This window comes from Corynebacterium evansiae (genome assembly GCF_027570065.1).
Lineage (GTDB): Bacteria > Actinomycetota > Actinomycetes > Mycobacteriales > Mycobacteriaceae > Corynebacterium > Corynebacterium evansiae.
The window spans coordinates 251053-273411 of the sequence record NZ_JAKMUT010000002.1 but is presented as its reverse complement, the minus strand read 5'-3'; the positions used below and the strand labels follow the sequence as shown (position 1 = coordinate 273411).

The window sequence follows — 22359 nt, the reverse complement described above, 5'->3', positions numbered from 1 at the left end:
CAAGTGAATATTGATATGGCCGCGCTGCGTGCAGTCGAAAAGCAGGAGTCGGTGGATTTCGACGACCTGCTGGAAGGGGTTAAGCGGGGGCTGCGGGAGGCGTACCGGGCGAAAAGCCACTTCACCGGTCCGGTCGATGTGGACATCGACCCGATTAGTGGCGAGGTGACCATCTACCAGGTGGAAAAGGACGAAGAGGGGAACGTCACCGGGCGCATCGACGACACTCCGAAAAATTTTGGTCGCGACGGCGCGCTGGCTGTGCGTGAAGCCATTCGCTTCCGCATCAACTCCGCTCGCGTGCAGAACCGCTACGACGAGTACGCCGAGCTGCGCTACCGCGTGGTCTCCGGCGTGGTTTCCGCCGATGCCCGCGCCAACGAGCGCGGTGTGACCATCGTGCACCTGGGCACCGAGGCGAACGGCCAGGACGGGCAGATCCTGCCCGCCGAGCACATCCCCGGCGAGGAGCTGGAGCACGGTATGCGTGTGAAGGCCTTCGTTACGGACGTGATCAACAACGCCAACCGCATGGTGCAGATCAACCTTTCCCGCACGCACCCGGAGCTAGTTAAGGGACTGTTCGCCCTGGAGGTTCCGGAGGTTGCCGACGGTTCCGTCGAGATCGTCTCCGTGGCCCGCGAGGCGGGGCACCGCACCAAGATCGCCGTGCGCTCGACCGTCAAGGGGCTGAACGCCAAGGGCGCCTGCATCGGTCCGCGCGGCCAGCGGGTGTCCAACATCATGCAGGAGCTGGGCGGGGAGAAGATCGACATTATCGACTACTCCGAGGACCCGGCTACTTTCGTCGGCAATGCGCTGTCGCCGTCGAAGGTCGTCAGCGTGAAGGTGACCGACCCGGAGATGCAGATCGCCCGCGCCGTCGTGCCGGACTATCAGCTGAGCCTCGCCATTGGCCGCGAGGGGCAGAATGCCCGTCTGGCCGCACGCCTGACAGGGTGGAAGATCGACATCCGTTCGGAGACGGACGCCGCCGCGGAGGACACGCCCAGTTAACTGTTTCGGGGGCCGGCGCGATACACTGGACTGGTGGTATTCCATGAGTGTCCCACAAGCAAGCACCTTCCGGTGAGGACGTGCATTGCAACGAAGCAGGTGATGGGAATAGATCAGCTGTTGCGTTGCGTTGTGCGGAAAAGCGCGGAAGGAGCCGAGGGTGAACTCCAGGTTGTCCCCGATCCGGGTCGGAAACTTCCCGGGCGAGGCGCATGGATCACCCCCACAGTGGAGGCATGGGAAATCGCCGTGAAACGCAGGGCCTTTGGCCGTGCGTTGAGGGTATCCGCCAACGTGGATGCAGACCCTGTACGTGAATACATCGTCACACTGCCAGTGACAGTGACAAGTAAAGACGAGGAAGTTACGTCGACATGAAGAACAATCAACCCTGATGAGCACGCGATGAAGCAGCATCAGCGATGAGTATCTACAAGTACGGGAGTCGTAAGTAGCCCGGCTGCAGGCGCACCTGCACGCTAGAGCGCACTACGGCTCCGCAAACATGAAGGAGAGTAGTGGCCGGAAAGCTACGCGTACACGAGTTGGCCAAGGAACTCGGAGTGACGAGCAAGGAGTTGCTCGCCACCCTGAAGGAACAAGGCGAGTTCGTTAAGACCGCTTCTTCGACGGTGCAGCCGCCCGTCGTGAAGAAGATGAAGAAGCACTACGGGGTGGGCGAAGAGTCTGCCAAGGAAGGTGCAGCTACCCCCAAGCCCGCAGCAACGCCGGGGCCGAAGCCTGCCGCCAAGGCAGCTCCGAAGGCCGCCGCGAAGCCGGGGCCGAAGCCCGGACCCAAGCCGGGTCCGCAGCCAGTGAAGAACACCAACCCGGTTGCGGGCGCTGGCACCAAGCCCACCTCCTCCGTGAAGCCTGGCGAGAAGCCAGCTCCGAAGCCCGGTGCCAAGCCGGGCCCGAAGCCGGGCGGTGCCAAGCCGGGGCCCAAGCCGGGTCCGAAACCAGGTGGTGCAAAGCCGGGCCCGAAGCCAGGCGCCAAGCCAGGGCCCAAGCCGGGCGGTCGCGCCCCGCGTGTGGCCAACAACCCGTTTTCCTCCGGCACTCCGGCCGAGCGCCCCGCACCGCGTCCGCGCGGTGGGCAGGCAGGCCCAGGCGACATGCCGCGTCCGGGTAACCGCCCGGGTGGGGCCAAGAAGTCGGGTCCGAAGCCAGGCGCTAAGCAGGGCGGCGGCCGCCGTCCGTCGCCGGCCATGATGCCGAGCCACCCGAACCCGGCCCAGATGCCGTCGAAGTCCGACAACTTCGGCGGTGGCCGTGGTCGCGGTGGACGTCACGGTGGCCCCGGCGGTCCAGGTGGCCCGGGAGGCCCGCGCGGTGGACGCGGTGGGCGTCGTGGCGGCACCGCAGGTGCATTCGGCCGTCCGGGTGGCGCACCGCGTAAGGGGCGCAAGTCGAAGCGTCAGAAGCGCAACGAGTACGAGGCAATGCAGGCGCCGAGCGTCGTTGGCGGCGTGAAGCTGCCTAACGGCAAGGGCGCGAAGATTCGCCTCGCTCGTGGTGCCTCCCTGATGGACTTCGCAGAGAAGATCCAGGCGGATGCGGCAGCACTGGTTCAGGCACTGTTCAACCTGGGCGAGATGGTGACCGCTACTCAGTCGGTCTCCGACGAAACCCTGATGCTGCTCGGCGAGGAAATGGATTACAAGGTCGAGGTCGTCTCCCCCGAGGACGAGGACCGCGAGCTGCTGGAATCCTTCGACCTGCAGTTTGGTGAGGACGAGGGCGAGGACGAAGACCTGGCCCAGCGCCCGCCGGTGGTTACCGTCATGGGTCACGTCGACCACGGTAAGACCCGCCTGCTGGATACGATTCGTAAGGCCAACGTCGGTTCCGGCGAGGCCGGCGGCATCACCCAGCACATCGGTGCTTACCAGGTCTCCGTGAACATGGAGGGCGACGACCGCCTGGTTACCTTCCTGGATACCCCGGGTCACGAGGCGTTCACCGCCATGCGTGCCCGTGGTGCGAAGTCCACCGATATTGCGATCCTGGTGGTCGCCGCGGACGACGGCGTGATGCCGCAGACCGTGGAGGCGATCAACCACGCCAAGGCCGCCGACATTCCGGTCGTGGTCGCGGTGAACAAGATCGATAAGGAAGGCGCCCAGCCGGACAAGATCCGTGGCCAGCTGACCGAGTACGGTCTCATCCCGGAGGAGTACGGTGGCGAGACGATGTTCGTGGACATCTCTGCAAAGCAGGGAACCAACATCGACCAGCTGCTGGAATCCGTCCTGCTGACGGCCGATGCATCGCTGGATCTGCGCGCTAACCCGGATATGGACGCACAGGGTGTCGCCATTGAGGCACACCTCGACCGCGGTCGCGGTCCGGTCGCGACGATCATCGTCCAGCGCGGTACCCTGCGCGTTGGTGACTCCATCGTCGTTGGTGACGCCTACGGCCGCGTGCGCCGCATGATCGACGAGCACGGCAACGACGTCAAGGAAGCCGGCCCGTCCCGCCCGGTCCAGGTTCTGGGTCTGACCAGCGTGTCCGGTGCTGGCGATAACCTGCTGGTTGTCGACGAGGACCGCACCGCCCGCCAGATCGCGGACCGCCGCGACGCCCGCCGTCGTAACGCGCTGGCAGCACGCAGCCGCAAGCGCGTCTCCCTGGAGGATCTGGATGCGGTGTTGAAGGAAACCAACACCCTGAACCTGATCCTGAAGGGCGACAACGCCGGTACGGTCGAGGCCCTGGAGGACGCGCTGCTGAAGATCGAGGTCGACGACGAGGTGGACCTGAACATCATCGACCGCGGTGTTGGTGCTGTGACGGAGACCAACGTCAACCTTGCAGCGGCCTCCGACGCAGTGATCATCGGCTTCAACGTCCGCGCAGAAGGCAAGGCCACCGAGGTGGCCAACGCCGAGGGCGTGGATATCCGCTACTACTCGATCATCTACAAGGCGATCGAGGAGGTAGAGGCAGCGCTGAAGGGCATGCTGAAGCCGATCTACGAGGAGAAGGAGATCGGTACCGCGGAGATCCGCCAGATCTTCAAGGCTTCCTCCGTCGGCCTCATTGCAGGTTGCATGGTGGAGACCGGCAAGGTCCGCCGCAACGCCCAGGCGCGCCTGGTGCGCGACGGCAACGTCGTGGCGGAGAAGGCGACTATCGAGTCGCTGCGCCGCGAGAAGGACGACGTCACCGAGGTCTCCGCAGGTTACGAGTGCGGTATGGTGCTGTCGTACCCTGACATCCAGGTCGACGACATCATCGAGGTATTCGAGCTGGTCGAGGTGCCGCGCACCTAAAAGCCGCGCACCTAAACTGTCTAGTGTCCAAGGTCTTGTAAAGGAGAAGTTAATGGTTGATCACGCGCGTGCTGCGCGCATGGCCAAGCGCATTCAGCAGATTGTTGCCACGGCCATCGAGCGGCAGATCAAGGATCCGCGCCTGGAGTTCGTGACGATCACGGACGCGCGCGTAACCGGCGACCTCCACGACGCGACGGTGTTCTACACCGTGCGCGGTAAGACCGTGGACGCAGAGCCGGATACGGATGCGGCGGAGGCAGCGCTGGCTAAGGCAACGGGACAGTTGCGCAAGATCGTCGGCGATCAGCTGAGCGTGCGCTTCACCCCGACCTTGAGCTTCAGCTTGGACACAGTTCCGGAGGCTTCCGCGCACTTCGAGGAGCTGCTGGCTCGCGCGAAGGCCCAGGACGAGGCTCTGCGTGCGCAGTCCGCGGGCGCCCGCCCGGCGGGCGACGAGGATCCGTACAAGTCGTAGTGACTGCTCCCGCTTCTACCGGCCAGGCCGATGCCCGCACTATCTTGGGGCTGGCCTGGCCGGCTCTCGTTGTATTGGCGGCCACGCCGTTGTACCTGTTGCTGGATACTGCGGTCGTTGGCCGCCTGGGTGCGGCTGATCTGGCCGCGCTGGCTGCGGGCGCGACGGTGTTGGGTACCGTTACTACCCAGCTGACGTTCCTGTCCTATGGCACGACCGCCCGCGCCGCGCGGCACTACGGTGCCGGCCGCCGTTCCGACGCGATCTACGAGGGCGTGCAGGCGACGTGGGTTGCCCTGGCCGTGGGCGCGCTGTTGGCCGGCGTTGTTTTCGCCTTCGCCCCGGCGATCATGGGCTTCTTTTCTAGTGACGCCACCGTCGTCTCCGAGGCCACGAAGTGGATGCGGGTGACGTGCGCGTCGATCATCCCGGCGCTGTGCACCATGGCGGGCAATGGTTGGCTGCGGGGAATGTCCAACACGAAGCTGCCGCTGTGGTTCACACTCGCCGGGGTGATTCCGATGGCGGTAATAGTCCCGCTGGCGGTCAGAGGCTACGGGCTCGTGGGCTCGGCGTACGCCAACGTGCTGGGGGAGGTCATCATCGCCGCCTGCTTCCTCGGGGCGCTGGTCGTGTACTGGCGCGCGGAGGGGGACGGAAAGTCGCTGACTCCCAACTGGCCGGTGATTAAGTCGCAGCTGGTGATGGGGCGGGACTTGATCCTGCGCAGCCTGAGCTTCCAGGTGGCTTTCATTTCCGCGGCGGTGGTGGCCGGTCGCATGGGGCCGGCTCCGCTGGCTGCCCACCAGGTGCTGCTGCAGCTGTGGAATTTCCTGACGTTGGTGCTGGATTCCGTGGCCATTGCAGCCCAGGCGCTGGTGGGCGCGGCCTTGGGCGCTGGGTCGGCCGCGACGGCACGCAAGGTCGGAGTCTCCGTGCTGCGCTTCTCCGTCGGCGCCAGCCTGGTGCTCGCTGCGGGGCTGACTGCGGGAGCTCATTTTATCCCGCGCATCTTCACGACGGATGCCGATGTGCTGGCCACGATCGGCGGCCCGTGGTGGCTATTGGTGCTGTTGGTGCTGGCCGGGGGTGTGGTTTTCGCCTTGGATGGCGTGCTGCTCGGGGCGGCGGATGCGGCCTTCCTGCGCACCGCCACGATTGTCTCTGTGCTGGCCGGGTTTATTCCGCTGGTGTGGCTTTCCTGGATCTTTGGCTGGGGTTTGGTCGGTATCTGGTGGGGCCTGTTTAGCTTCATCCTGATTCGCTTGGCCTTCGTTTCTTGGCGCTTCGCCGGTGATAAGTGGGTTAGCTAGTGTTAAGCTTGTTAACCGTTGTGATCTGATTCAGAGAGGGGGCGCCCCGATGTCCCGAACCCTATGGGCCGTCAGCGACCTGCATGTACGCGCCCCCGGCAACCTGGATCTGGTCCGCGAACACGTCCGGCCTGCTAACGCGGGCGACTGGCTCATCGTCGCCGGGGACATTGCAGAGGATCTGCCCACCATCGAGCGCACCCTGGGGCTGCTGCAGAGCCGCTTCGCCCAGGTCATCTACGCGCCCGGAAACCACGAACTCTATAGCCGCACCAGCGATACCACCCAAGGTCGGGCGAAGTACGACGCAGTCATCGCGGTCGCCCAGCGCCTCGGGGTGCTCACCCCGGAGGATCCCTTCCCGATGTTCGCGGGCCACACCGTGGTGCCGCTGTTTACTCTTTACGATCACTCGTGGCGCGACCCTTCTATGACGCCCACTGAAGCGCTGGCGGCAGCCCGCGACAAAGGCATCGTGTTGATGGACGACCTGGCGATTGCGCCGTATGAGGACGTGATTCTGTGGTGCCGGGAGCGGCTGCGCTACTCGGTGCGCCGGCTGGCGAATGTGGAGGGACCGACCATTCTGGTCAACCACTGGCCGCTGGCGCGGGAGGCGATGGGGAACGTCCGGCATCAGGAGATCGGCCTGTGGTCGGGAACGCGGCACACACAGGAGTGGCCAGAGCGCTACCGAGCGCGCGCGGTGATTTATGGCCATTTACATATTCCGGTAGAGTTTTCGCTCGGAAATGTAACGCATGCGGAGGTCTCCCTCGGTTATCCGAGGGAACGGAAGATCAGCCTTCCGCCCCGCTTGGAAAAAAATTTGTGGCCCTACCCAGTACTCGTCGAGGAGGTGACAGCATGAGGCACAACGGAACACTCGCAACGGCGCCAGGGGATCTGGCGATCGTGGAGACTTTCGGTGCGCAGCAGCCGACCATTCCGCGCGGATTGCTGCCCCAGGGTACGGTCTGCGCAGAGCTGCACAGTGTGCAGGGGGATCTGAGCCAGTTCGACGCCCTCCCGGCGGAGGAGCAGGCGCTGGTGGAAGGGGCAGTGGACCGGCGCAAGGCCGACTTCGGCGATTCGCGCTGGTGCGCACACCAGGCGCTGAAGAACTTCATGGACGCGCACCCGCCTATCCTGCGCGGGCCGCGCGGGATGCCGCTGTTCCCACAGGGAATTTCCGGATCGCTGACCCACACCGACGGCTTCCGCGCGGCCCTGCTGGCGCCATCCGAGCGCTGGGCGTCCGTCGGTATCGACGTAGAAGTGGCACGCCCGCTGCCGGAAGGCGTGTTCAACACGATCGCCAACTTGGGCGAGCAGCGTCGCATCCACAAGGCAATGCGCTCCGAGGACCTGCAGCTGCTGGATACCGTGCTGTTCAGCGCTAAGGAAGCCACCTACAAGACGTGGTTCCCGTTGACGCACCGCTTCCTGGACTTCGACCAGGCCGACATCGACCTGCGCACCGATGGCACGTTTACCTCGTACCTGTTGGCGCGCCCGGTGCCGGTGCCGTTCATTCAGGGGCGCTGGACCATCCGCAACGGATACGTGATCACCGCCGCGGCCGTTCCTGCTCGCTAGTCCATTCCCGCCGGGCGGGCGACGAACACGCTGGAAGCGCGCTTGCCTTTCTCCTTGATCAGCGCGATGGCCTGCCCGGACGGCGTGATCGCCGCACGTACACCCTGGTTGCCGACGGGTTCCAGCCACTTGCCGAGGGAAAGGTCTACTCCCTCCGACTCGCTGATCTCGCGGGTCTCAAAGCAGCGCACCATCGCCTCGTCCAAGGTGAGCGTAAGCCTCGAATCCTCCTCGAGCTGCTCCAGAGTGCGTGCTTCGGAGACGTCGAAGGGTCCCACCGAAGTGCGGCGGAGCTGTGTCAGGTGTCCGCCCACACCCAGAGCCTCGCCGACGTCCCGGGCAATCGCCCGGATGTAGGTACCGCTGGAACAGTGCACGGAAATGCGGGCGTCGATGCACGAGGTGGCGTCATCCACAACAACATCGAGAACCTCCAGAGAAAAGATCGTGACGGGCCGCTGGGGCAGCACCACGTCGTGCCCTTCGCGGACGAGCTCGTGGGCGCGCTTGCCGTCGATCTTGATGGAGGAAACCGAGGTCGGGCGCTGCATGATGTCGCCCCGCTGAGTAGCGAAAGCCTCACGGACCTGCTGTTCGGTGAGCGCCTGCAGCACTTGGGCAGAGGCGGTGGAAAGCACATCGCCCTGTGCATCGTCGGTGTGGGTGGCGGAGCCCAAACGAACGGTGGCCTCGTAGCGCTTGTCGTGCGCGACGACGTGGGCCAGGAACTTTGTTCCTCTTTCGACGCCCACAACCAGCAGCCCGGTGGCCATCGGATCGAGGGTGCCCGAATGGCCGACCCGGCGCGTACCCATGATCCGGCGCAGTTTGGCCACCATGTCGTGCGAGGTGGGGCCGGAGGGCTTGTCCACGAGGACAACCCCGGAGCGGCTCAGTACGGAACGGGCACTGCGTTGGTTCATACCCACAGACTATCGACTAGCATGCAACGTGTGAGTATCTGGTACGGACTGGACAGAATTCCCGAGCACCTGGCAGCCGGCGGCACCGTCGTCACCATCGGCGTGTTCGACGGCGTGCATCGCGGGCACCAAGAACTGCTGCAGCGGGCGGTGGAGCTGGCGCGCGAACGGGGCGTGCCGAGTGTGATGTTCACCTTCGACCCGCACCCGACCGTCGTCTTTAAGCCGGAGGCGGTGCCGCCGCTGCTGTCGAGCGTGCGCCGTCGCGCGGAGCTGGCGCACGAGTACGGCATTGACCACGTGGTGGTCGTTTCCTTTACCAAGGAGATCGCCAGCTGGTCGCCGGAGGAATACGTGGACCAGGTGCTGGTCAAGATGCTGAATGCCAAGGCCGTGGTGGTGGGGGATAACTTCACCTTCGGCCACAAGGCGGCGGGCACGCCCGAGACGCTGCGCGAGTTGGGCGAGGCGCGCGGCATGCGGGTGGACGTGCTGAAGCTGCTGGAAGACGGCGACCACGTGGTCTGCTCTACGTGGATCCGCCGGGCCCTGGCCGAGGGCAACGTGGACGGCGCGAACGAGGCGCTGGGTCGGCACTTCCGAGTAGCCGGGGAAGTAACCCACGGTGCTGGCCGCGGCGGCAGGGCGCTGGGATTCCCCACGGCCAACCTGTACTTCGCCGAGAAGTTCGCGCTGCCCGCTGACGGCGTTTACGCGGGCTACGTGACGATCCTGCCGGGGCATGGGATCTCCACCGGGGCGACCATCGGCACCATGCCGGTGGGCGAGCGTCTGCCGGCCGCGATCTCCGTTGGCACCAACCCCACGTTCGGCCACGAGCCACGCAGCGTGGAGAGCTTCATCCTGGACCACGACGCCGACCTATACGGCCTGGACATCGCGGTGGAGTTTGTACACCACCTGCGGGGAATGGAAACCTACAACTCGCTAGACGAGCTGATCGAGGCGATCGGCCGGGACGTAACTGAAACCCGCAAGGCGCTGGGCTAAGCGTTTTGGGAACTGGGGCATGGGCGTGCTAGAATCCCCAGGTCTAGCGACTGTGGTCTGCGGTAGTCGCTGGTTAAACCTTTCGCGCGGACTGAAATAACTATCAAGGAGATTCATCCATGGCACTGTCCAAGGAACAGAAGACCGAGACTCTCAAGGAGTTCGGCCTGCACGAGACCGACACGGGCTCCCCGGAGGCTCAGATTGCACTGCTGACCGTTCGCATCCGTCAGCTGACCGAGCACCTGAAGTACCACAAGCACGACCACCACTCCCGCCGTGGCCTGCTGCTGCTGGTTGGTCGCCGCAAGGGTCTGCTGAAGTACCTGGCCGAGAACAACGTTGACCGTTACCGCTCCCTGATCGAGCGCCTGGGTCTGCGTCGCTAAAGCTTTAAATCAAACGCCCGCCACCTCTCAAAAGACGAGGTGGCGGGCGTTTGTGCTATTTCGTGCTAGTCTTGATGCCGGTTAAAACCTAAAAGCCAATCGAATAGTTCAAGAAAATTCCACGTCGGTGGCGTCGGCACCGAAGACCAGACGAACAGGCAACCGCCGTGGAGTGCAACGCAAGGTAACGCAGAAAGGCGATTGCGAAACTCCATTATGAGTACGAAGAAGCAGAACATCCAAGCAGAGCTCGTTGACCCGGACGCCGGTGTGTGGGAAGTAGAGGCCACCATTGATAACGGCGACTTCGGCACCCGCAGCATCCGCTTTGAAACCGGGCTGCTGGCCCGCCAGGCCGATGGGGCAGTGACGGCCTACCTGGACGAGGACACGATGCTGCTGTCCACCACCGCCGCCTCCCGCCAGCCGCGCGAGGGCATCGATTTCTTCCCGCTGACCGTGGACGTGGAAGAGCGCATGTACTCCGTCGGCCGCATCCCGGGCAGCTTCTTCCGCCGCGAGGGTCGTCCGGGCACGGATGCGATTCTGGCCGCCCGCCTGATCGACCGCCCGCTGCGCCCCACCTTCGTGCGCGGTCTGCGTAACGAGGTGCAGGTCATCGTGACCGTGCTGTCGATGGATCCGAAGGATCGCTACGACGTGCTGGCTATCAATGGCGCTTCCGCCTCCACCCAGCTGTCTGGCCTGCCGGTTTCCGGTCCGGTGGGTGGCGTGCGCATGGCGCTCGTCGTGGATTCCGACCACCCGGAGGGCCAGTGGGTTGCTTTCCCGACGCGCGAGCAGGAAGAAAAGGCCATTTTCGAGCTGGTCGTGGCCGGTCGTGTAACCGAGCCGGTGAAGCCCGCCCGTGGCCGTGGTCGCGGTCGTGGCAAGGGGGCGGGCAGCGGCGAGCCGAACGTTGCCGTCATGATGGTCGAGGCCGGCGCTACCGACACCGTCGTTGAGCGCATCGCCGAGGGCGCGCCGGCGCCGACCGAAGAGGTTGTGGCGCAGGGTATCGAGGCCGCTAAGCCGTTCATCGCCACGCTCTGTGAGGCGCAGGACGCTCTGGCCAAGGCTGTGGACGCCGAAACGCGCGAATTCGAGCTGTTCCCGCCCTATGGCGAGGACGTTTTCGCCTCTGTCGAGGCGGAAGCGCTGGATGCGCTGGAAGACATCATGGCCATCGCCGACAAGCAGGAGCGCGACGAGGCGCTGGCCGCGAACATGCAGGCCAGCGTTGACGATCTGCTGCCGGAGTTCCCGGAGCGCGAGGCGGAGATTCGCGCGGCGCACAATGAGGTCACCAAGACCGTAGTGCGCCGCCGCATCCTGGAGGACGGCTTCCGCATCGACGGCCGCGACAGCACCACGATCCGCGACCTGGGCATCGTCGTCCAGCTGCTGCCGCGTGCGCACGGTTCCGCCCTGTTCGAGCGCGGCGAGACCCAGATCCTGGGCGTGACCACGCTGGACATGCTGAAGATGGAACAGCAGATCGACTCGCTGGGGCCGGAGACCACGAAGCGATACATCCACCACTACAACTTCCCGCCGTACTCCACCGGCGAAACCGGCCGCGTGGGCTCCCCGAAGCGCCGCGAGATCGGCCATGGTGCGCTCGCGGAGCGCGCCTTGACGCCCGTGATCCCCAGCCGCGATGACTTCCCGTACACCATTCGCCAGGTCTCGGAGGCTCTGGGCTCCAACGGTTCGACCTCCATGGGTTCCGTGTGCGCCTCGACCTTGAGCCTGTACAACGCCGGCGTGCCGCTGAAGGCGCCGGTGGCGGGCATTGCAATGGGTCTGGTGACCGGCAAGGTTGGCAAGGCCGGCAAGGACAAGTACGTCACCCTGACCGACATCCTGGGCGCCGAGGATGCCTTCGGCGACATGGACTTTAAGGTTGCGGGTACTCCCGACTTCGTGACGGCTCTGCAGCTGGATACCAAGCTCGACGGTATTCCGTCCGACGTGCTGGCCGAGGCTCTGCAGCAGGCGCGCACCGCGCGCCTGGAGATCCTGCAGCTGATGGGCGAGGCCATTGACTCTCCGGATGACATGAGCGACCTGGCTCCGCAGATCACCAGCATCAACATTCCGCAGAACAAGATCGGTGAGGTCATCGGCCCGAAGGGTAAGACCATCAACCAGATCACGGAGGAGACCGGCGCGAACATCACCATCGAGGACGATGGCACGGTGTTCATCTCCGCCGTCGGCGGCGAGGCCGCGCGCGAGGCGGAGGAGAAGATCAACGCCATCGCGAACCCGCAGCAGCCGAAGGTGGGCGACCGCTTCCTGGGCACAGTAGTGAAGACCACCGCTTTCGGTGCATTCGTCTCCCTGCTGCCGGGGCGTGACGGCCTGATCCACATCTCCAACCTGGGTGGCGACCGCCGCATCGAGCGCGTGGAGGACGAGGTCTCGGTGGGCGACAAGCTCGAGGTGGAGATCGCGGACATCGATAACCGCGGCAAGATCTCCCTGGTCCTGGTCGAAGACAACTAACCACTTGCCACGGGCTAATTGAGAGCTATTAAGGAGCGATTGATCTATGACTCGCATTGGTGTTTTGGGTGCCCGCGGGCGTGTGGGCAGCGCCGTTGTAGCCGCCGTTGAGGCTGACGCAAACCACGAGCTGGTGGCCGCAATCGACCACGGTGATGACCTGCAGGCGCTGGTGGATAACAACGCTGAGGTCGTGGTGGACTTCACCGTTCCGGATGCCGTGATGGGCAACCTGGAATTTTGCATCAACAACGGCATCCACGCCGTCGTCGGTACCACCGGCTGGACGGAGGAGCGCTTCGAGACCGTCCGCGATTGGCTGCAGGAATCCCCGGAGACTGGGGTGCTCGTCGCCCCGAACTTCGCCATCTCCGCCGTGCTGACCATGAAGTTTGCGGAGATTGCTGCGCCCTTCTTCGAGTCCGCCGAGGTCGTGGAGCTGCACCACCCGAACAAGGTGGACGCGCCTTCGGGTACTGCGGTGCACACCGCGGAAGGCATCGCGCGCGCTCGTAAGGCAGCCGGTCTGGCCGAGCAGCCCGACGCCACCACGCAGTCCCTGGACGGGGCGCGTGGCGCTGACGTGCAGGGAGTGCCTGTACACGCCGTACGCATGACCGGCATGGTCGCCCACGAGCAGGTCATCTTCGGCACCAAGGGGCAGACCCTGACCCTGAAGCAGGATTCCTACGACCGCGAGTCCTTCGTGCCGGGAATCATGATCGGCGTGGAGAGGATTGGTGAAAACCCGGGCCTGACCGTCGGTTTGGAGAAGTTCCTGGGACTGGACGGCGATGTCAACGGCGGTGCTAAGGCCTAGTTCATGGCTACTGTTGCACCCCTACAGATCGACCTGGTGGGTCACACCGCCTTTGACTCAGCGCCAGACCTGGACTGGCAAAGCGACGTGGATGATAGTGCCGCTTTGGTCGAGTTCGCAGGCAGGGCTTGCTACGAAACGTGGGACAAGCCCAACCCGCACACCGCGACGAATGCGGCGTACGTCCGCCACATCATGGACGTCGGCCACACCACGCTGCTGGAGCACGCCAGTGCCTCGATGTACCTACGCGGAGTATCTCGCTCGTGCAGCCACGAGATCATGCGCCACCGGCATTTCAGCTTCAGCCAGCTTTCGCAGCGCTACGTACCTGCCGATGAGGCGCGGGTCGTAGTGCCCGAAGCGGTAGCCGGCAATGAGGACTTGAAGAAGCTGTTCCTGCAGGCCGCGGACGTGGCCTACGATGCCTACCGGGAGATCTTGGATGGCTTGGGCGAGGACTTCGCTGAGGAGCCAAACGCCGTGTTGCGCACGAAGCAGGCACGGCAGGCGGCTCGAGCGGTGTTGCCGAACTGCATCGAAACTCGCTTTGTCATGACCGGCAACTTCCGCAGCTGGCGACACTTCATCGCCATGCGTGCCGCTGAGCATGCGGATCCGGAGATCCGCCGGATCGCTGTCGCGTGCTTGCGTAAACTGCAGGAAGTAGCGCCGAACGTGTTCGAGGACTTCTCGATCACGCAGTTGCACGATGGCGGGGAAATGGCGACGAGCCCGTACGTCGGTGAATCTTAAGGATGACGGGTCTTAGGGCCATTGAGTACAACCCGCCGAAATCAACACCCAAATACGTGAGTTTCTCGTGAAGGAAGGTAGTCTGGGGAGTCATGAGTACAGGTAACGCAGCAACAAGGGGATCCGCGCACTTCGGAACTATCTCTCTTGCGATGGTGACCCCCTTTAAGAAGGACGGCTCCATCGACTTGGACGCGGGCGTGGCCCTTGCTGGCCACTTCGTGGATGAGGGCTGCGATTCTTTGGTCTTGGCCGGAACTACCGGAGAATCACCCACCACGGGTGCGACCGAGAAGCTTGACCTGCTCAGAGCAGTACGATCCGAGCTCGGCGACCGTGTAAAACTGATCGCCGGAAGCGGATCTTATGACACAGCTGTCACCGTAGAAATGTCTCGCGCATCGCAAGAGGCGGGGGCTGACTCTCTGCTGGTTGTGACTCCTTACTACTCTCGTCCCAGCCAAGAGGGCATCTACCAGCACTTCACGACCGTTGCGGACGCGGTGGATATTCCAGTGTGCGTCTACGACATTCCCTCTCGATCCGTCGTCCCGGTGGAACCGGAGACCCTGCACCGACTGGCCGATCATCCACAGATCGCAGCCGTCAAGGATGCAAAGGGCGACCTGGCCGCCGGCATGGAACTGATTGAGAACACCGACCTGGCTTGGTACTCGGGCGATGACCCGTTGAACCTGCCTTGGTTGGCCGCAGGTGCCACCGGCTTCATCTCTGTGATTGGCCACGTAGCAACGCGACAGCTCAAGCAGATGAGGGATGCGTTCGACGCAGGCGACATCGCCACCGCCCGTAGCATCGCAGTGCAACTGCAGCCGCTACAAAAGGCCCAGGCCCGCCTCGGAGGCGTGACATTCGCGAAGGCAGCGCTAAAGCTAAAGGGGAAGGACGTGGGTGCACCGCGTCTTCCCATTATCGAACCAACAGCCGCTGAGTTGGATCAGCTGGCTCAAGACCTGCAAGCAGCAGGGGTATAGGGAAAATATGACTGAACAACGTTCCCGAGGCCGCAAGGTTACTCGGAAGGCCGCTCCGCCGAGCGCTGAGGCGGAAGCACAATCGGATAACACCGCTGTCTCCAACGCTGAGGCTGCGACGGTTTTCAACGACGGTGGCGTCGCTAAGAACAACGCCAACAACAACTCCGACGGCAACGACAACAACAGCTCTGCCGACAACGGCGGCAACAAGAACAACAACGGTGGCGGTAACCGCAACCGTAACCGTCGTTCCCGTGGCCGTGGCCGCGGCAACGGCAACAACGGCGGCAACAACGGTGGCAACAACGGCGGTAATCGCAACAACAACGGCGGCGGCAAGGGTCGCGGCCGGGGTCGCGGTGGTGACCGTCGCAAGGGCGCACTGAAGGCCATGCAGGGCGCGGACCTGACGCAGCGCCTGCCGAAGCCGCCGAAGCAGCCGAAGGGCAGCCTGCGTATCGTCGCGCTGGGCGGTATCTCCGAGATCGGCCGCAACATGACGGTCTTTGAGTACGAAGGCCGCCTGCTGATCATCGACTGTGGTGTGCTGTTCCCGAGCTCCGGTGAGCCGGGCGTGGACCTGATCCTGCCGGACTTCAGCTACCTGGAGGGCAAGTGGGACCGCGTGGACGCTCTGGTCATCACCCACGGCCACGAGGACCACATCGGTGCTATCCCGTGGCTGCTGAAGCAGCGCGCGGACATTCCGATCATCGCCTCCCGCTTTACCTGTGCTCTGATCTCTGCAAAGACTCAGGAGCACCGTCAGCGTCCGAAGCTGATCGAGGTGGACGAGAACTCGCACGAAAGCCGCGGTCCGTTCGATCTGCGCTTTTTCGCCGTGAACCACTCCATCCCGGACTGCCTGGGCATCGCCCTGAAGACCGGGGCTGGCCTGCTGGTGCAAACCGGCGATATTAAGCTGGATCAGACCCCGCTGGACGGCCGCCCGACGGACCTGCCGGCGCTGTCTCGTTTCGGCGACGAGGGCGTGGACCTGTTCCTGTGTGACTCCACCAATGCCACCACCCCGGGCGTCTCCGGCTCTGAGGCTGATATCGCGCCGACGCTGAAGCGCCTGGTGCGCGACGCTAAGCAGCGCGTCATCATCGCCTCCTTCGCATCGAACGTCTCCCGCGTGCAGTCGGCTGTGGACGCCGCCGTGGCGGCCAACCGCAAGGTTGCCTTCAACGGCCGTTCCATGATCCGCAATATGGAGATCGCCGAGCGCATGGGCTACCTGAACGTCCCGCGCGGCACCATCGTCTCTATGGACGAGGCCTCCAAGATGGCTCCGCACAAGGTCGTGCTGATTACCACCGGTACACAGGGCGAGCCGATGGCGGCACTGTCGCGCATGGCCCGCCGCGAGCACCGTCAGATCACCGTCCGCGACGGCGACCTGATCATCCTGTCCTCCTCCCTGGTTCCGGGTAACGAGGAAGCAGTGTTCGGCGTGATCAACATGCTGTCCCAGATAGGCGCGACCGTGATCACGGGCCGTGACGCGAAGGTACACACCTCCGGCCACGGCTACTCCGGCGAACTGCTGTTCCTATACAACGCCGCCCGCCCGCGCAACGCGATGCCGGTGCACGGCGAGTGGCGCCACCTGCGCGCCAACAAGGAGCTGGCGATCAGCACCGGTGTGAACCCGAACAACATTCCGCTGGCGCAGAACGGCGTGGTTGTCGACCTGCACAATGGTCACGCGAAGGTGGTCGGCCAGATCACCGTCGGTAACCTGTACGTCGACGGCACCCGTATGGGCGACATCGACAGCGGAGTCCTGGAGGACCGCACCGCGATGTCCGAGGGCGGCCTGATTTCGATCACCACCGTCATCGACAACCGCACCGGCCGTCCGCTGGAGGCCCCGAGCGTGCAGGCCAAGGGCTTCTCCGACGACGCCCGCGACATGCTCAAGGAGATCCAGGAGAAGGTCGACAACGTCATGATCGACCTGGCCGGCGAGGGCGAGAACGATCCCTACCGCATGGCACAGGCCATCCGCCGCAAGGTGGGCAAGCTGATCTCCGACAAGTGGAACCGCAAGCCGATGATCGTGCCGACTGTCGTGCCGATGAGCTCCGAGATCGTCGAGGAGCTCGAGGAAGAAGAGTCGCGCGAATCCGTATAGCCTAAGGTTTCGCTACGCTGGGGTGGCATGGAACACAACATGAACACCTCCCAAGCGGAACGCGAAGCCCTGGCGAACCTTCTACAGCAGTCCAGTCCTGACGCACCTACGTTGTGCGCGGGCTGGACTGCTCGCGATTTGGTGGTCCACCTCGTTATCCGCGAGTACCGTCCGGATGCCGCCGCTGGCATGTTCTTCAAGGGGCTGGCTAACCGTCTGGATTCCGTCAGCCACGACTACGAGTCCAAGCCGTATGCTGAGCTGGTGGAGATGTACCACAACGGCCCGCCAGCGTGGAACCCGCTGCGTCTGGCGGACAAATACGCCAATCTAGCCGAGAACTTCGTTCACCACGAGGATCTGCGCCGTGGGGGAGGGGAGTACGTTCCCCGCGACCTTCCGCAGTCCGCCCGAGATGATCTGTGGAAGGCGGTGGGGAAGATGGCGAAGTTCTTCCTGCGCTCCTCGACCATTCACGTGGTTCTGGAGCGTACCGACGCCTCTGCACCGACGGTGGTTCGTGCGGGCGCCGACAGCACCGACGAGGTACGGGTAAGCGGTGAAGCCGGGGAGCTGTTGCTGTGGCTGTATGGCCGCGACGGTGCCGTGGACGTTGTTCTGAACCCTGCGGATGAGGACACGACCGCACGCATTAAGCGACACGTCTTCTAAATATTCTTCCGCCGAATCTGAGCATTTTTTTTAGAACAAAACGCGTGTTGCTCATGTGACTACTGTGATCGGTGCGACTAGAGTGGTGGCCATGTCTGTCACTAGTCGTTCTCGCAGCTCTGCGCCCCGCGGAAGGGGCGCACACGCCAACCGACCGAGCTCCAGCCGTCGTGGTGGGTTCGAAGATACTCGAACCGCCGCGCCGGTCGGTGCCGGTTATTCTGGCTATGCCAGGGGCGAGGACTTCGAGAGGACCGGCAGCGCCTTCGGCGTGGTCGGCCACTCGTTGGGGGCTGCGTTTAGCGGAGCGGCACGGGGCATCGGTGGCTTGACTCGCCGCCTGGCGACCCGCCGTGACACAGGTGACTTTGATTCTTATGACGATGCAGATTTGCTAGAGGAGGCGGAAACCCAGGTGATCTCCAAACGGGAGAAACAGCGGAAATCGCGCAATGGTCAAGCAAAGAAGCTTGACTCTGGCCGCGGTGCGCGCGCTAACGACGGCTGGACGCCGGACACCGAGGACGACGGTTTTGACGCCGACTTCAGTGCTCAGGATGCCCGCGAAGGCACCGAGCCTATGCGTATCGGCGGTTCCTATGACGGCGCCGCCATTGGCGTGTTCGCGGTGGCTTTGATCCTGGCCGGAACCTTGTGGTTTGGAGTGGGCGGTGCCGTGGGCAACGGCATTGCGGGAATTCTCACCTGGATCATCGGCGCGGGCGGATACGTAGTCCCGATCGCCATGGCCTTCGCCGCCTGGGTGCTGATGGTTGGCATCGAGCGCACCCAGCGTTCTACCGCCCGCCTGTGGATCGGCTCTGCGCTGGTGGTGCTGCCGATGCTGGGACTCATTCACATCTTGGCAGGCCAGCCCACCGACAGCGCCGGGAAGGCGAGCGCGGGTGGCCTGGTTGGCCAGGCTATCGGTACGCCGATGGCCGTTGGCTTTAGTGCTTACCTGGCCGTTCCTCTACTGTTGCTGGCCATTGTGTACGGCGCACTGCAGCTCACAGGGCTGACGGTGAAGCAGATTTACACCCTCGCAGCAGACTTCCTGGGAGTGGGCAGTTGGCGCGATGGTCGCGGTAACGATGATTACGCCGACTACGAAAACCAATCCAACGACGTTGACGAGGACGATCAGTATGGCCACGTCGATCGTCAGATCACCCGCGCCGCCCGCCGGACGCCGATGGACAACTACCCGGTGGAGGAGCAGGGGAGCGGCGTAGACGACGCGGCTGACTCCAATGAGACTCTGGTGCTCGACACTGCGGCCTCCCACACACCGCAGCGACGCAAGCGCACCCAGCCAAAGCGCCCGGAGTCTAAGCGCACCCAGCCGAAGCCTGCACCACAGGTGGAGGACGTCGCAGAGCTGCTGGAAGACGACGACCCGGAGCCCCAGGTAAAGTCCAAGCCGGAGCCCAAGCGGGACCCCGTAGCCGACTCCCGTGACTCGGTGCGACAGGCCATCATCGCCCGCTCGGGTATCGACGCTGCCGCGGTTCCAGCTTCTACGCCGAAGTCGGAGCTGGAAGAGGATGTGGCTGAGGGCGTCACAGATGAGGTTGCTGAGAAAGCCACAACGAAGAAGGAAGACAGCGACTACGCGCTGCCGTCGACGGACCTGCTGCTCAACGGCGATGCGCCGAAGACCCGCAGCGAAACGAACGACCGGATGATCGAGGCGATCACCGATGTGTTCGAGGAGTTCAAAGTCGACGCGCAGGTCACGGGCTTTAGCCGCGGACCGACAGTGACCCGCTACGAGGTCGAGCTCGGACCAGGCGTGAAAGTCTCCAAGATCACGAACCTCCAGTCCAACCTGGCGTACGCGGTGGCCACCGACAACGTGCGCCTGTTGACGCCAATTCCGGGCAAGTCCGCAGTTGGCATCGAGGTGCCCAACACCGACCGCGAGATGGTACGTCTCGGCGACGTGCTGGAGGCACCTAAGGTGCGCGGCGATGCCGACCCGATGGTCATCGGGCTGGGCAAAGACATCGAAGGCGACTTTGTGGCCCACTCGATTCAGAAGATGCCGCACCTGCTGGTTGCGGGTTCCACGGGCTCCGGTAAGTCGGCCTTCGTGAACTCCATGCTGGTGTCGCTGCTGACCCGTGCCACGCCAGAGGATGTGCGCCTGATCCTGGTGGATCCGAAGATGGTCGAGCTGACTCCCTACGAGGGCATCCCGCACCTGATTACGCCCATCATCACCCAGCCGAAGAAGGCTGCAGCCGCTCTGACCTGGCTAGTGGAGGAGATGGAGCAGCGCTACATGGACATGAAGGCCAGCCGCGTGCGCCACATTAAGGACTTCAACCGCAAGGTTAAGTCCGGGGAGATCACCACTCCGCTGGGCTCGGAGCGCGAGTACCGCCCGTACCCGTACATCGTGTGCGTAGTCGACGAGCTGGCCGACCTGATGATGACCGCCCCGCGCGAGATCGAGGACTCGATTGTGCGCATCACCCAGAAGGCGCGCGCCGCCGGTATCCACCTGGTGCTGGCAACGCAGCGCCCGTCGGTGGACGTGGTCACCGGCCTGATCAAGACGAACGTTCCTTCCCGTCTTGCCTTCGCCACCAGCTCCTCGACCGACTCCCGCGTGATCCTGGACCAGGGCGGCGCGGAGAAGCTGATCGGCATGGGCGATGGTCTGTTCATCCCGCAGGGTGCGGGCAAGCCGCAGCGCATTCAGGGCGCCTTCGTGACGGACGAGGAGATCAACGCCGTCGTGGAAGCCGCCAAGGACCAGGCCGAGCCCGACTACACCGAGGGTGTCACCGAGGACAAGGCCGCCGAGGCGAAGAAGGACATCGACCCGGACATCGGCAACGACCTGGAGGATCTACTGCAGGCAGTGGAGTTGGTGGTCACCAGCCAGTTCGGCTCTACCTCCATGCTGCAGCGCAAGCTGCGCATCGGCTTCGCCAAGGCCGGGCGCCTGATGGATCTGATGGAGACCCGCGGAGTGGTCGGGCCGTCCGAGGGGTCGAAGGCACGTGAGGTGCTGGTGAAGCCCGAGGAGCTCGACACGATGCTTTGGATGATCAAGGGCGCGAACCCCGAGGACGCACCCAAGGAAGTCATAGAGGCAGATGCCGAGGGGGCCGAAGGCGTTCACGACGGCGATGATTCCGGCGATGACGGGACGCGCGTGGTCGCGGCCAACCCGCCGAGCGGAGCCGTGTAGCCCCTATGGCGCAGCCGGCCTCTGGCGGGTGTAGAGTAGTCGGCAGTTGGAGGGGAGTACCCTAACGCCAAGCTTGCTTGGTGCCCTCGACATTGATCGTCAGCACGGCAGGTTGCGGTGAAGCCGCGAACCTCCCGGTCATGTCGGCCCGCAACTTTCATGGAACGGGCGGGGGAGACCTCCGGTCTATTTAGTGATGAGTTTTTATCGACCGGAGGTTTTCCATGGAAGTAAATGCCTTAACGTGGACCATCACCATCCTGGTGGTCGCCGGATTCTTTGTCTTCGATTTCTACAGCCACGTCAAAACACCCCACGAGCCGAGCATCAAGGAGTCGGCGCTGTGGAGCCTGTTCTACGTGGCTCTCGCCTGCCTCTTCGGCGGTTTCCTCTGGCTGACCTGGGGTGAGCCGGGTAACCCGCACCAGCACGGCCTGGAGTTCTTCGCCGGTTACATCACCGAGAAGGCCTTGAGCATGGATAACCTCTTTATCTTCGCGCTTATCCTGAGCTCCTTTAAGATCCCCCGCAAGTACCAGCAGAAGGTCCTGCTCATCGGCATTGCGCTGGCACTGATCCTGCGCGGTATCTTCATCGCCCTGGGTGCGGCGATCATCGAGGCGTGGTCTGACGTCTTCTACCTGTTCGGCCTGTTCCTGCTGTGGACCGCGGCGAAGCTGCTGTGGGACGAGGTCTCTGGCGAGGAAGAGAAGGACCCGCAGGACATGATGGTCATCAAGATGACCCGGAAGTTTATCCATGTCTCGGATCACTACGAGTCGGACCGTCTGTGGTTTAAGGAAAACGGCAAGAGGGTTTTGACGCCACTTTTCATCGCCCTGGTGGCCATCGGCTTCGTGGACGTGTTGTTCGCCCTCGACTCCATCCCTGCCATCTACGGCATTACCAGCGAGCCTTATATCGTGTTCACGACCAACGCCCTGGCCCTGATGGGGCTGCGACAGCTGTACTTCCTGCTGGACGGCCTGCTGGAACGCCTGGTGTACCTCGGCTACGGCCTTTTCATTATCCTGGCTTTCATCGGTACCAAGCTGATCCTGCATGCGCTGCACGAGAACAACCTGCCGTTTATCAACGGCGGCGAGGGAGTTGCCGTTCCTGAGGTTTCCGTGGAGCTGTCGCTTATCGTCATCGTCGGCGTGCTGGTGGTTACCACGGTCCTGAGCATGACGGTCGGCAAGAAGAAGCTGGCCGAAAACGAAGAGAGCTCCACGGTAGGATAGGTACT

Annotated in this window: 18 protein-coding genes; 17 read left to right on the top strand and 1 reads right to left on the bottom strand. The window is 63.7% G+C overall.

Annotation, left to right across the window (positions count from 1 at the left end; translation table 11 throughout):
• Window positions 1-3 precede the first annotated feature (3 nt).
• The 7 genes from nusA to L8V00_RS03200 all read left to right on the top strand — a co-directional run bounded on the left by nusA (window position 4) and on the right by L8V00_RS03200 (window position 7685).
• Window positions 4-1017 carry a transcription termination factor NusA gene (gene nusA / locus L8V00_RS03230; protein ID WP_269944199.1) on the top strand — a complete coding sequence of 338 codons (1014 nt, stop codon included), beginning with the start codon at window positions 4-6 and terminating at the stop codon, window positions 1015-1017.
• Between the two features lie 33 nt (window positions 1018-1050).
• Window positions 1051-1395, top strand: coding sequence for a YlxR family protein (locus L8V00_RS03225; RefSeq protein WP_269944198.1), 345 nt, complete (start codon window positions 1051-1053; stop codon window positions 1393-1395).
• 140 nt (window positions 1396-1535) lie between these two features.
• Window positions 1536-4295, top strand: a complete 2760-nt coding sequence (gene infB, locus L8V00_RS03220) for a translation initiation factor IF-2 (RefSeq protein WP_269944197.1) — start codon at window positions 1536-1538, stop codon at window positions 4293-4295.
• Window positions 4296-4347: 52 nt separating this feature from the next.
• Window positions 4348-4773, top strand: a complete 426-nt coding sequence (gene rbfA / locus L8V00_RS03215; protein ID WP_034986324.1) for a 30S ribosome-binding factor RbfA — start codon at window positions 4348-4350, stop codon at window positions 4771-4773.
• Complete coding sequence (locus L8V00_RS03210) at window positions 4773-6086, top strand: MATE family efflux transporter (protein WP_269944196.1); 1314 nt, start codon at window positions 4773-4775, stop codon at window positions 6084-6086. The genes rbfA and L8V00_RS03210 overlap by 1 nt, the downstream gene beginning before the upstream one ends.
• Before the next feature lie 49 nt (window positions 6087-6135).
• Window positions 6136-6957, top strand: a complete 822-nt coding sequence (locus L8V00_RS03205) for a metallophosphoesterase family protein (RefSeq protein WP_269944195.1) — start codon at window positions 6136-6138, stop codon at window positions 6955-6957.
• Window positions 6954-7685 carry a 4'-phosphopantetheinyl transferase family protein gene (locus L8V00_RS03200; protein WP_269944194.1) on the top strand — a complete coding sequence of 244 codons (732 nt, stop codon included), beginning with the start codon at window positions 6954-6956 and terminating at the stop codon, window positions 7683-7685. The genes L8V00_RS03205 and L8V00_RS03200 overlap by 4 nt, the downstream gene beginning before the upstream one ends.
• Here L8V00_RS03200 and truB read toward each other — a convergent pair.
• Window positions 7682-8608, bottom strand: a complete 927-nt coding sequence (truB, locus tag L8V00_RS03195) for a tRNA pseudouridine(55) synthase TruB (RefSeq protein WP_269944193.1) — start codon at window positions 8606-8608, stop codon at window positions 7682-7684. The two genes, L8V00_RS03200 and truB, sit on opposite strands and share 4 nt — an antisense overlap.
• A 30-nt stretch (window positions 8609-8638) precedes the next feature.
• Between truB and L8V00_RS03190 the strand changes: the two genes are divergently transcribed.
• From L8V00_RS03190 to L8V00_RS03145, 10 genes are all read left to right on the top strand, one after another.
• Entirely contained in the window at window positions 8639-9619 is a 981-nt protein-coding gene (locus tag L8V00_RS03190; RefSeq protein WP_192816674.1) for a bifunctional riboflavin kinase/FAD synthetase, read from the top strand.
• A gap of 119 nt (window positions 9620-9738) precedes the next feature.
• Complete coding sequence (rpsO, locus tag L8V00_RS03185; RefSeq protein ID WP_005295163.1) at window positions 9739-10008, top strand: 30S ribosomal protein S15; 270 nt, start codon at window positions 9739-9741, stop codon at window positions 10006-10008.
• Between the two features lie 216 nt (window positions 10009-10224).
• Window positions 10225-12519, top strand: a complete 2295-nt coding sequence (locus tag L8V00_RS03180; protein ID WP_269944192.1) for a polyribonucleotide nucleotidyltransferase — start codon at window positions 10225-10227, stop codon at window positions 12517-12519.
• Between the two features lie 46 nt (window positions 12520-12565).
• Window positions 12566-13339, top strand: coding sequence for a 4-hydroxy-tetrahydrodipicolinate reductase (gene dapB, locus L8V00_RS03175; RefSeq protein ID WP_239315909.1), 774 nt, complete (start codon window positions 12566-12568; stop codon window positions 13337-13339).
• 3 nt (window positions 13340-13342) lie between these two features.
• A complete protein-coding gene (gene thyX / locus L8V00_RS03170; protein ID WP_239315911.1) occupies window positions 13343-14095 on the top strand; it encodes an FAD-dependent thymidylate synthase in 753 nt (250 codons plus the stop codon).
• A 92-nt stretch (window positions 14096-14187) separates the two neighbouring features.
• Complete coding sequence (gene dapA / locus L8V00_RS03165) at window positions 14188-15090, top strand: 4-hydroxy-tetrahydrodipicolinate synthase (protein ID WP_070487627.1); 903 nt, start codon at window positions 14188-14190, stop codon at window positions 15088-15090.
• 7 nt (window positions 15091-15097) lie between these two features.
• The gene (locus L8V00_RS03160) at window positions 15098-17233 is read left to right on the top strand and encodes a ribonuclease J (protein ID WP_269944191.1); all 2136 of its coding nucleotides are present in this window, start codon (window positions 15098-15100) and stop codon (window positions 17231-17233) included.
• A 27-nt stretch (window positions 17234-17260) separates the two neighbouring features.
• Window positions 17261-17905 (top strand): TIGR03085 family metal-binding protein, encoded by a 645-nt coding sequence (locus L8V00_RS03155; RefSeq protein ID WP_269944190.1) that lies wholly within the window; start codon window positions 17261-17263, stop codon window positions 17903-17905.
• Between the two features lie 91 nt (window positions 17906-17996).
• Window positions 17997-21110 carry an FtsK/SpoIIIE family DNA translocase gene (locus tag L8V00_RS03150; protein ID WP_269944189.1) on the top strand — a complete coding sequence of 1038 codons (3114 nt, stop codon included), beginning with the start codon at window positions 17997-17999 and terminating at the stop codon, window positions 21108-21110.
• A 224-nt stretch (window positions 21111-21334) separates the two neighbouring features.
• Complete coding sequence (locus tag L8V00_RS03145; RefSeq protein WP_034964964.1) at window positions 21335-22354, top strand: TerC family protein; 1020 nt, start codon at window positions 21335-21337, stop codon at window positions 22352-22354.
• Window positions 22355-22359: the final 5 nt, after the last annotated feature.

Bases quoted from the DNA above. Each gene is read 5' to 3' on its own strand.
- rbfA (WP_034986324.1), top strand. From the start codon at position 4,348: ATGGTTGATCACGCGCGTGCTGCGCGCATGGCCAAGCGCATTCAGCAG.
- L8V00_RS03205 (WP_269944195.1), top strand. From the start codon at position 6,136: ATGTCCCGAACCCTATGGGCCGTCAGCGACCTGCATGTACGCGCCCCC.
- L8V00_RS03200 (WP_269944194.1), top strand. From the start codon at position 6,954: ATGAGGCACAACGGAACACTCGCAACGGCGCCAGGGGATCTGGCGATC.
- truB (WP_269944193.1), bottom strand. From the start codon at position 8,608: ATGAACCAACGCAGTGCCCGTTCCGTACTGAGCCGCTCCGGGGTTGTC.
- rpsO (WP_005295163.1), top strand. From the start codon at position 9,739: ATGGCACTGTCCAAGGAACAGAAGACCGAGACTCTCAAGGAGTTCGGC.
- L8V00_RS03180 (WP_269944192.1), top strand. From the start codon at position 10,225: ATGAGTACGAAGAAGCAGAACATCCAAGCAGAGCTCGTTGACCCGGAC.
- dapB (WP_239315909.1), top strand. From the start codon at position 12,566: ATGACTCGCATTGGTGTTTTGGGTGCCCGCGGGCGTGTGGGCAGCGCC.
- thyX (WP_239315911.1), top strand. From the start codon at position 13,343: ATGGCTACTGTTGCACCCCTACAGATCGACCTGGTGGGTCACACCGCC.
- dapA (WP_070487627.1), top strand. From the start codon at position 14,188: ATGAGTACAGGTAACGCAGCAACAAGGGGATCCGCGCACTTCGGAACT.
- L8V00_RS03160 (WP_269944191.1), top strand. From the start codon at position 15,098: ATGACTGAACAACGTTCCCGAGGCCGCAAGGTTACTCGGAAGGCCGCT.
- L8V00_RS03155 (WP_269944190.1), top strand. From the start codon at position 17,261: ATGGAACACAACATGAACACCTCCCAAGCGGAACGCGAAGCCCTGGCG.
- L8V00_RS03150 (WP_269944189.1), top strand. From the start codon at position 17,997: ATGTCTGTCACTAGTCGTTCTCGCAGCTCTGCGCCCCGCGGAAGGGGC.
- L8V00_RS03145 (WP_034964964.1), top strand. From the start codon at position 21,335: ATGGAAGTAAATGCCTTAACGTGGACCATCACCATCCTGGTGGTCGCC.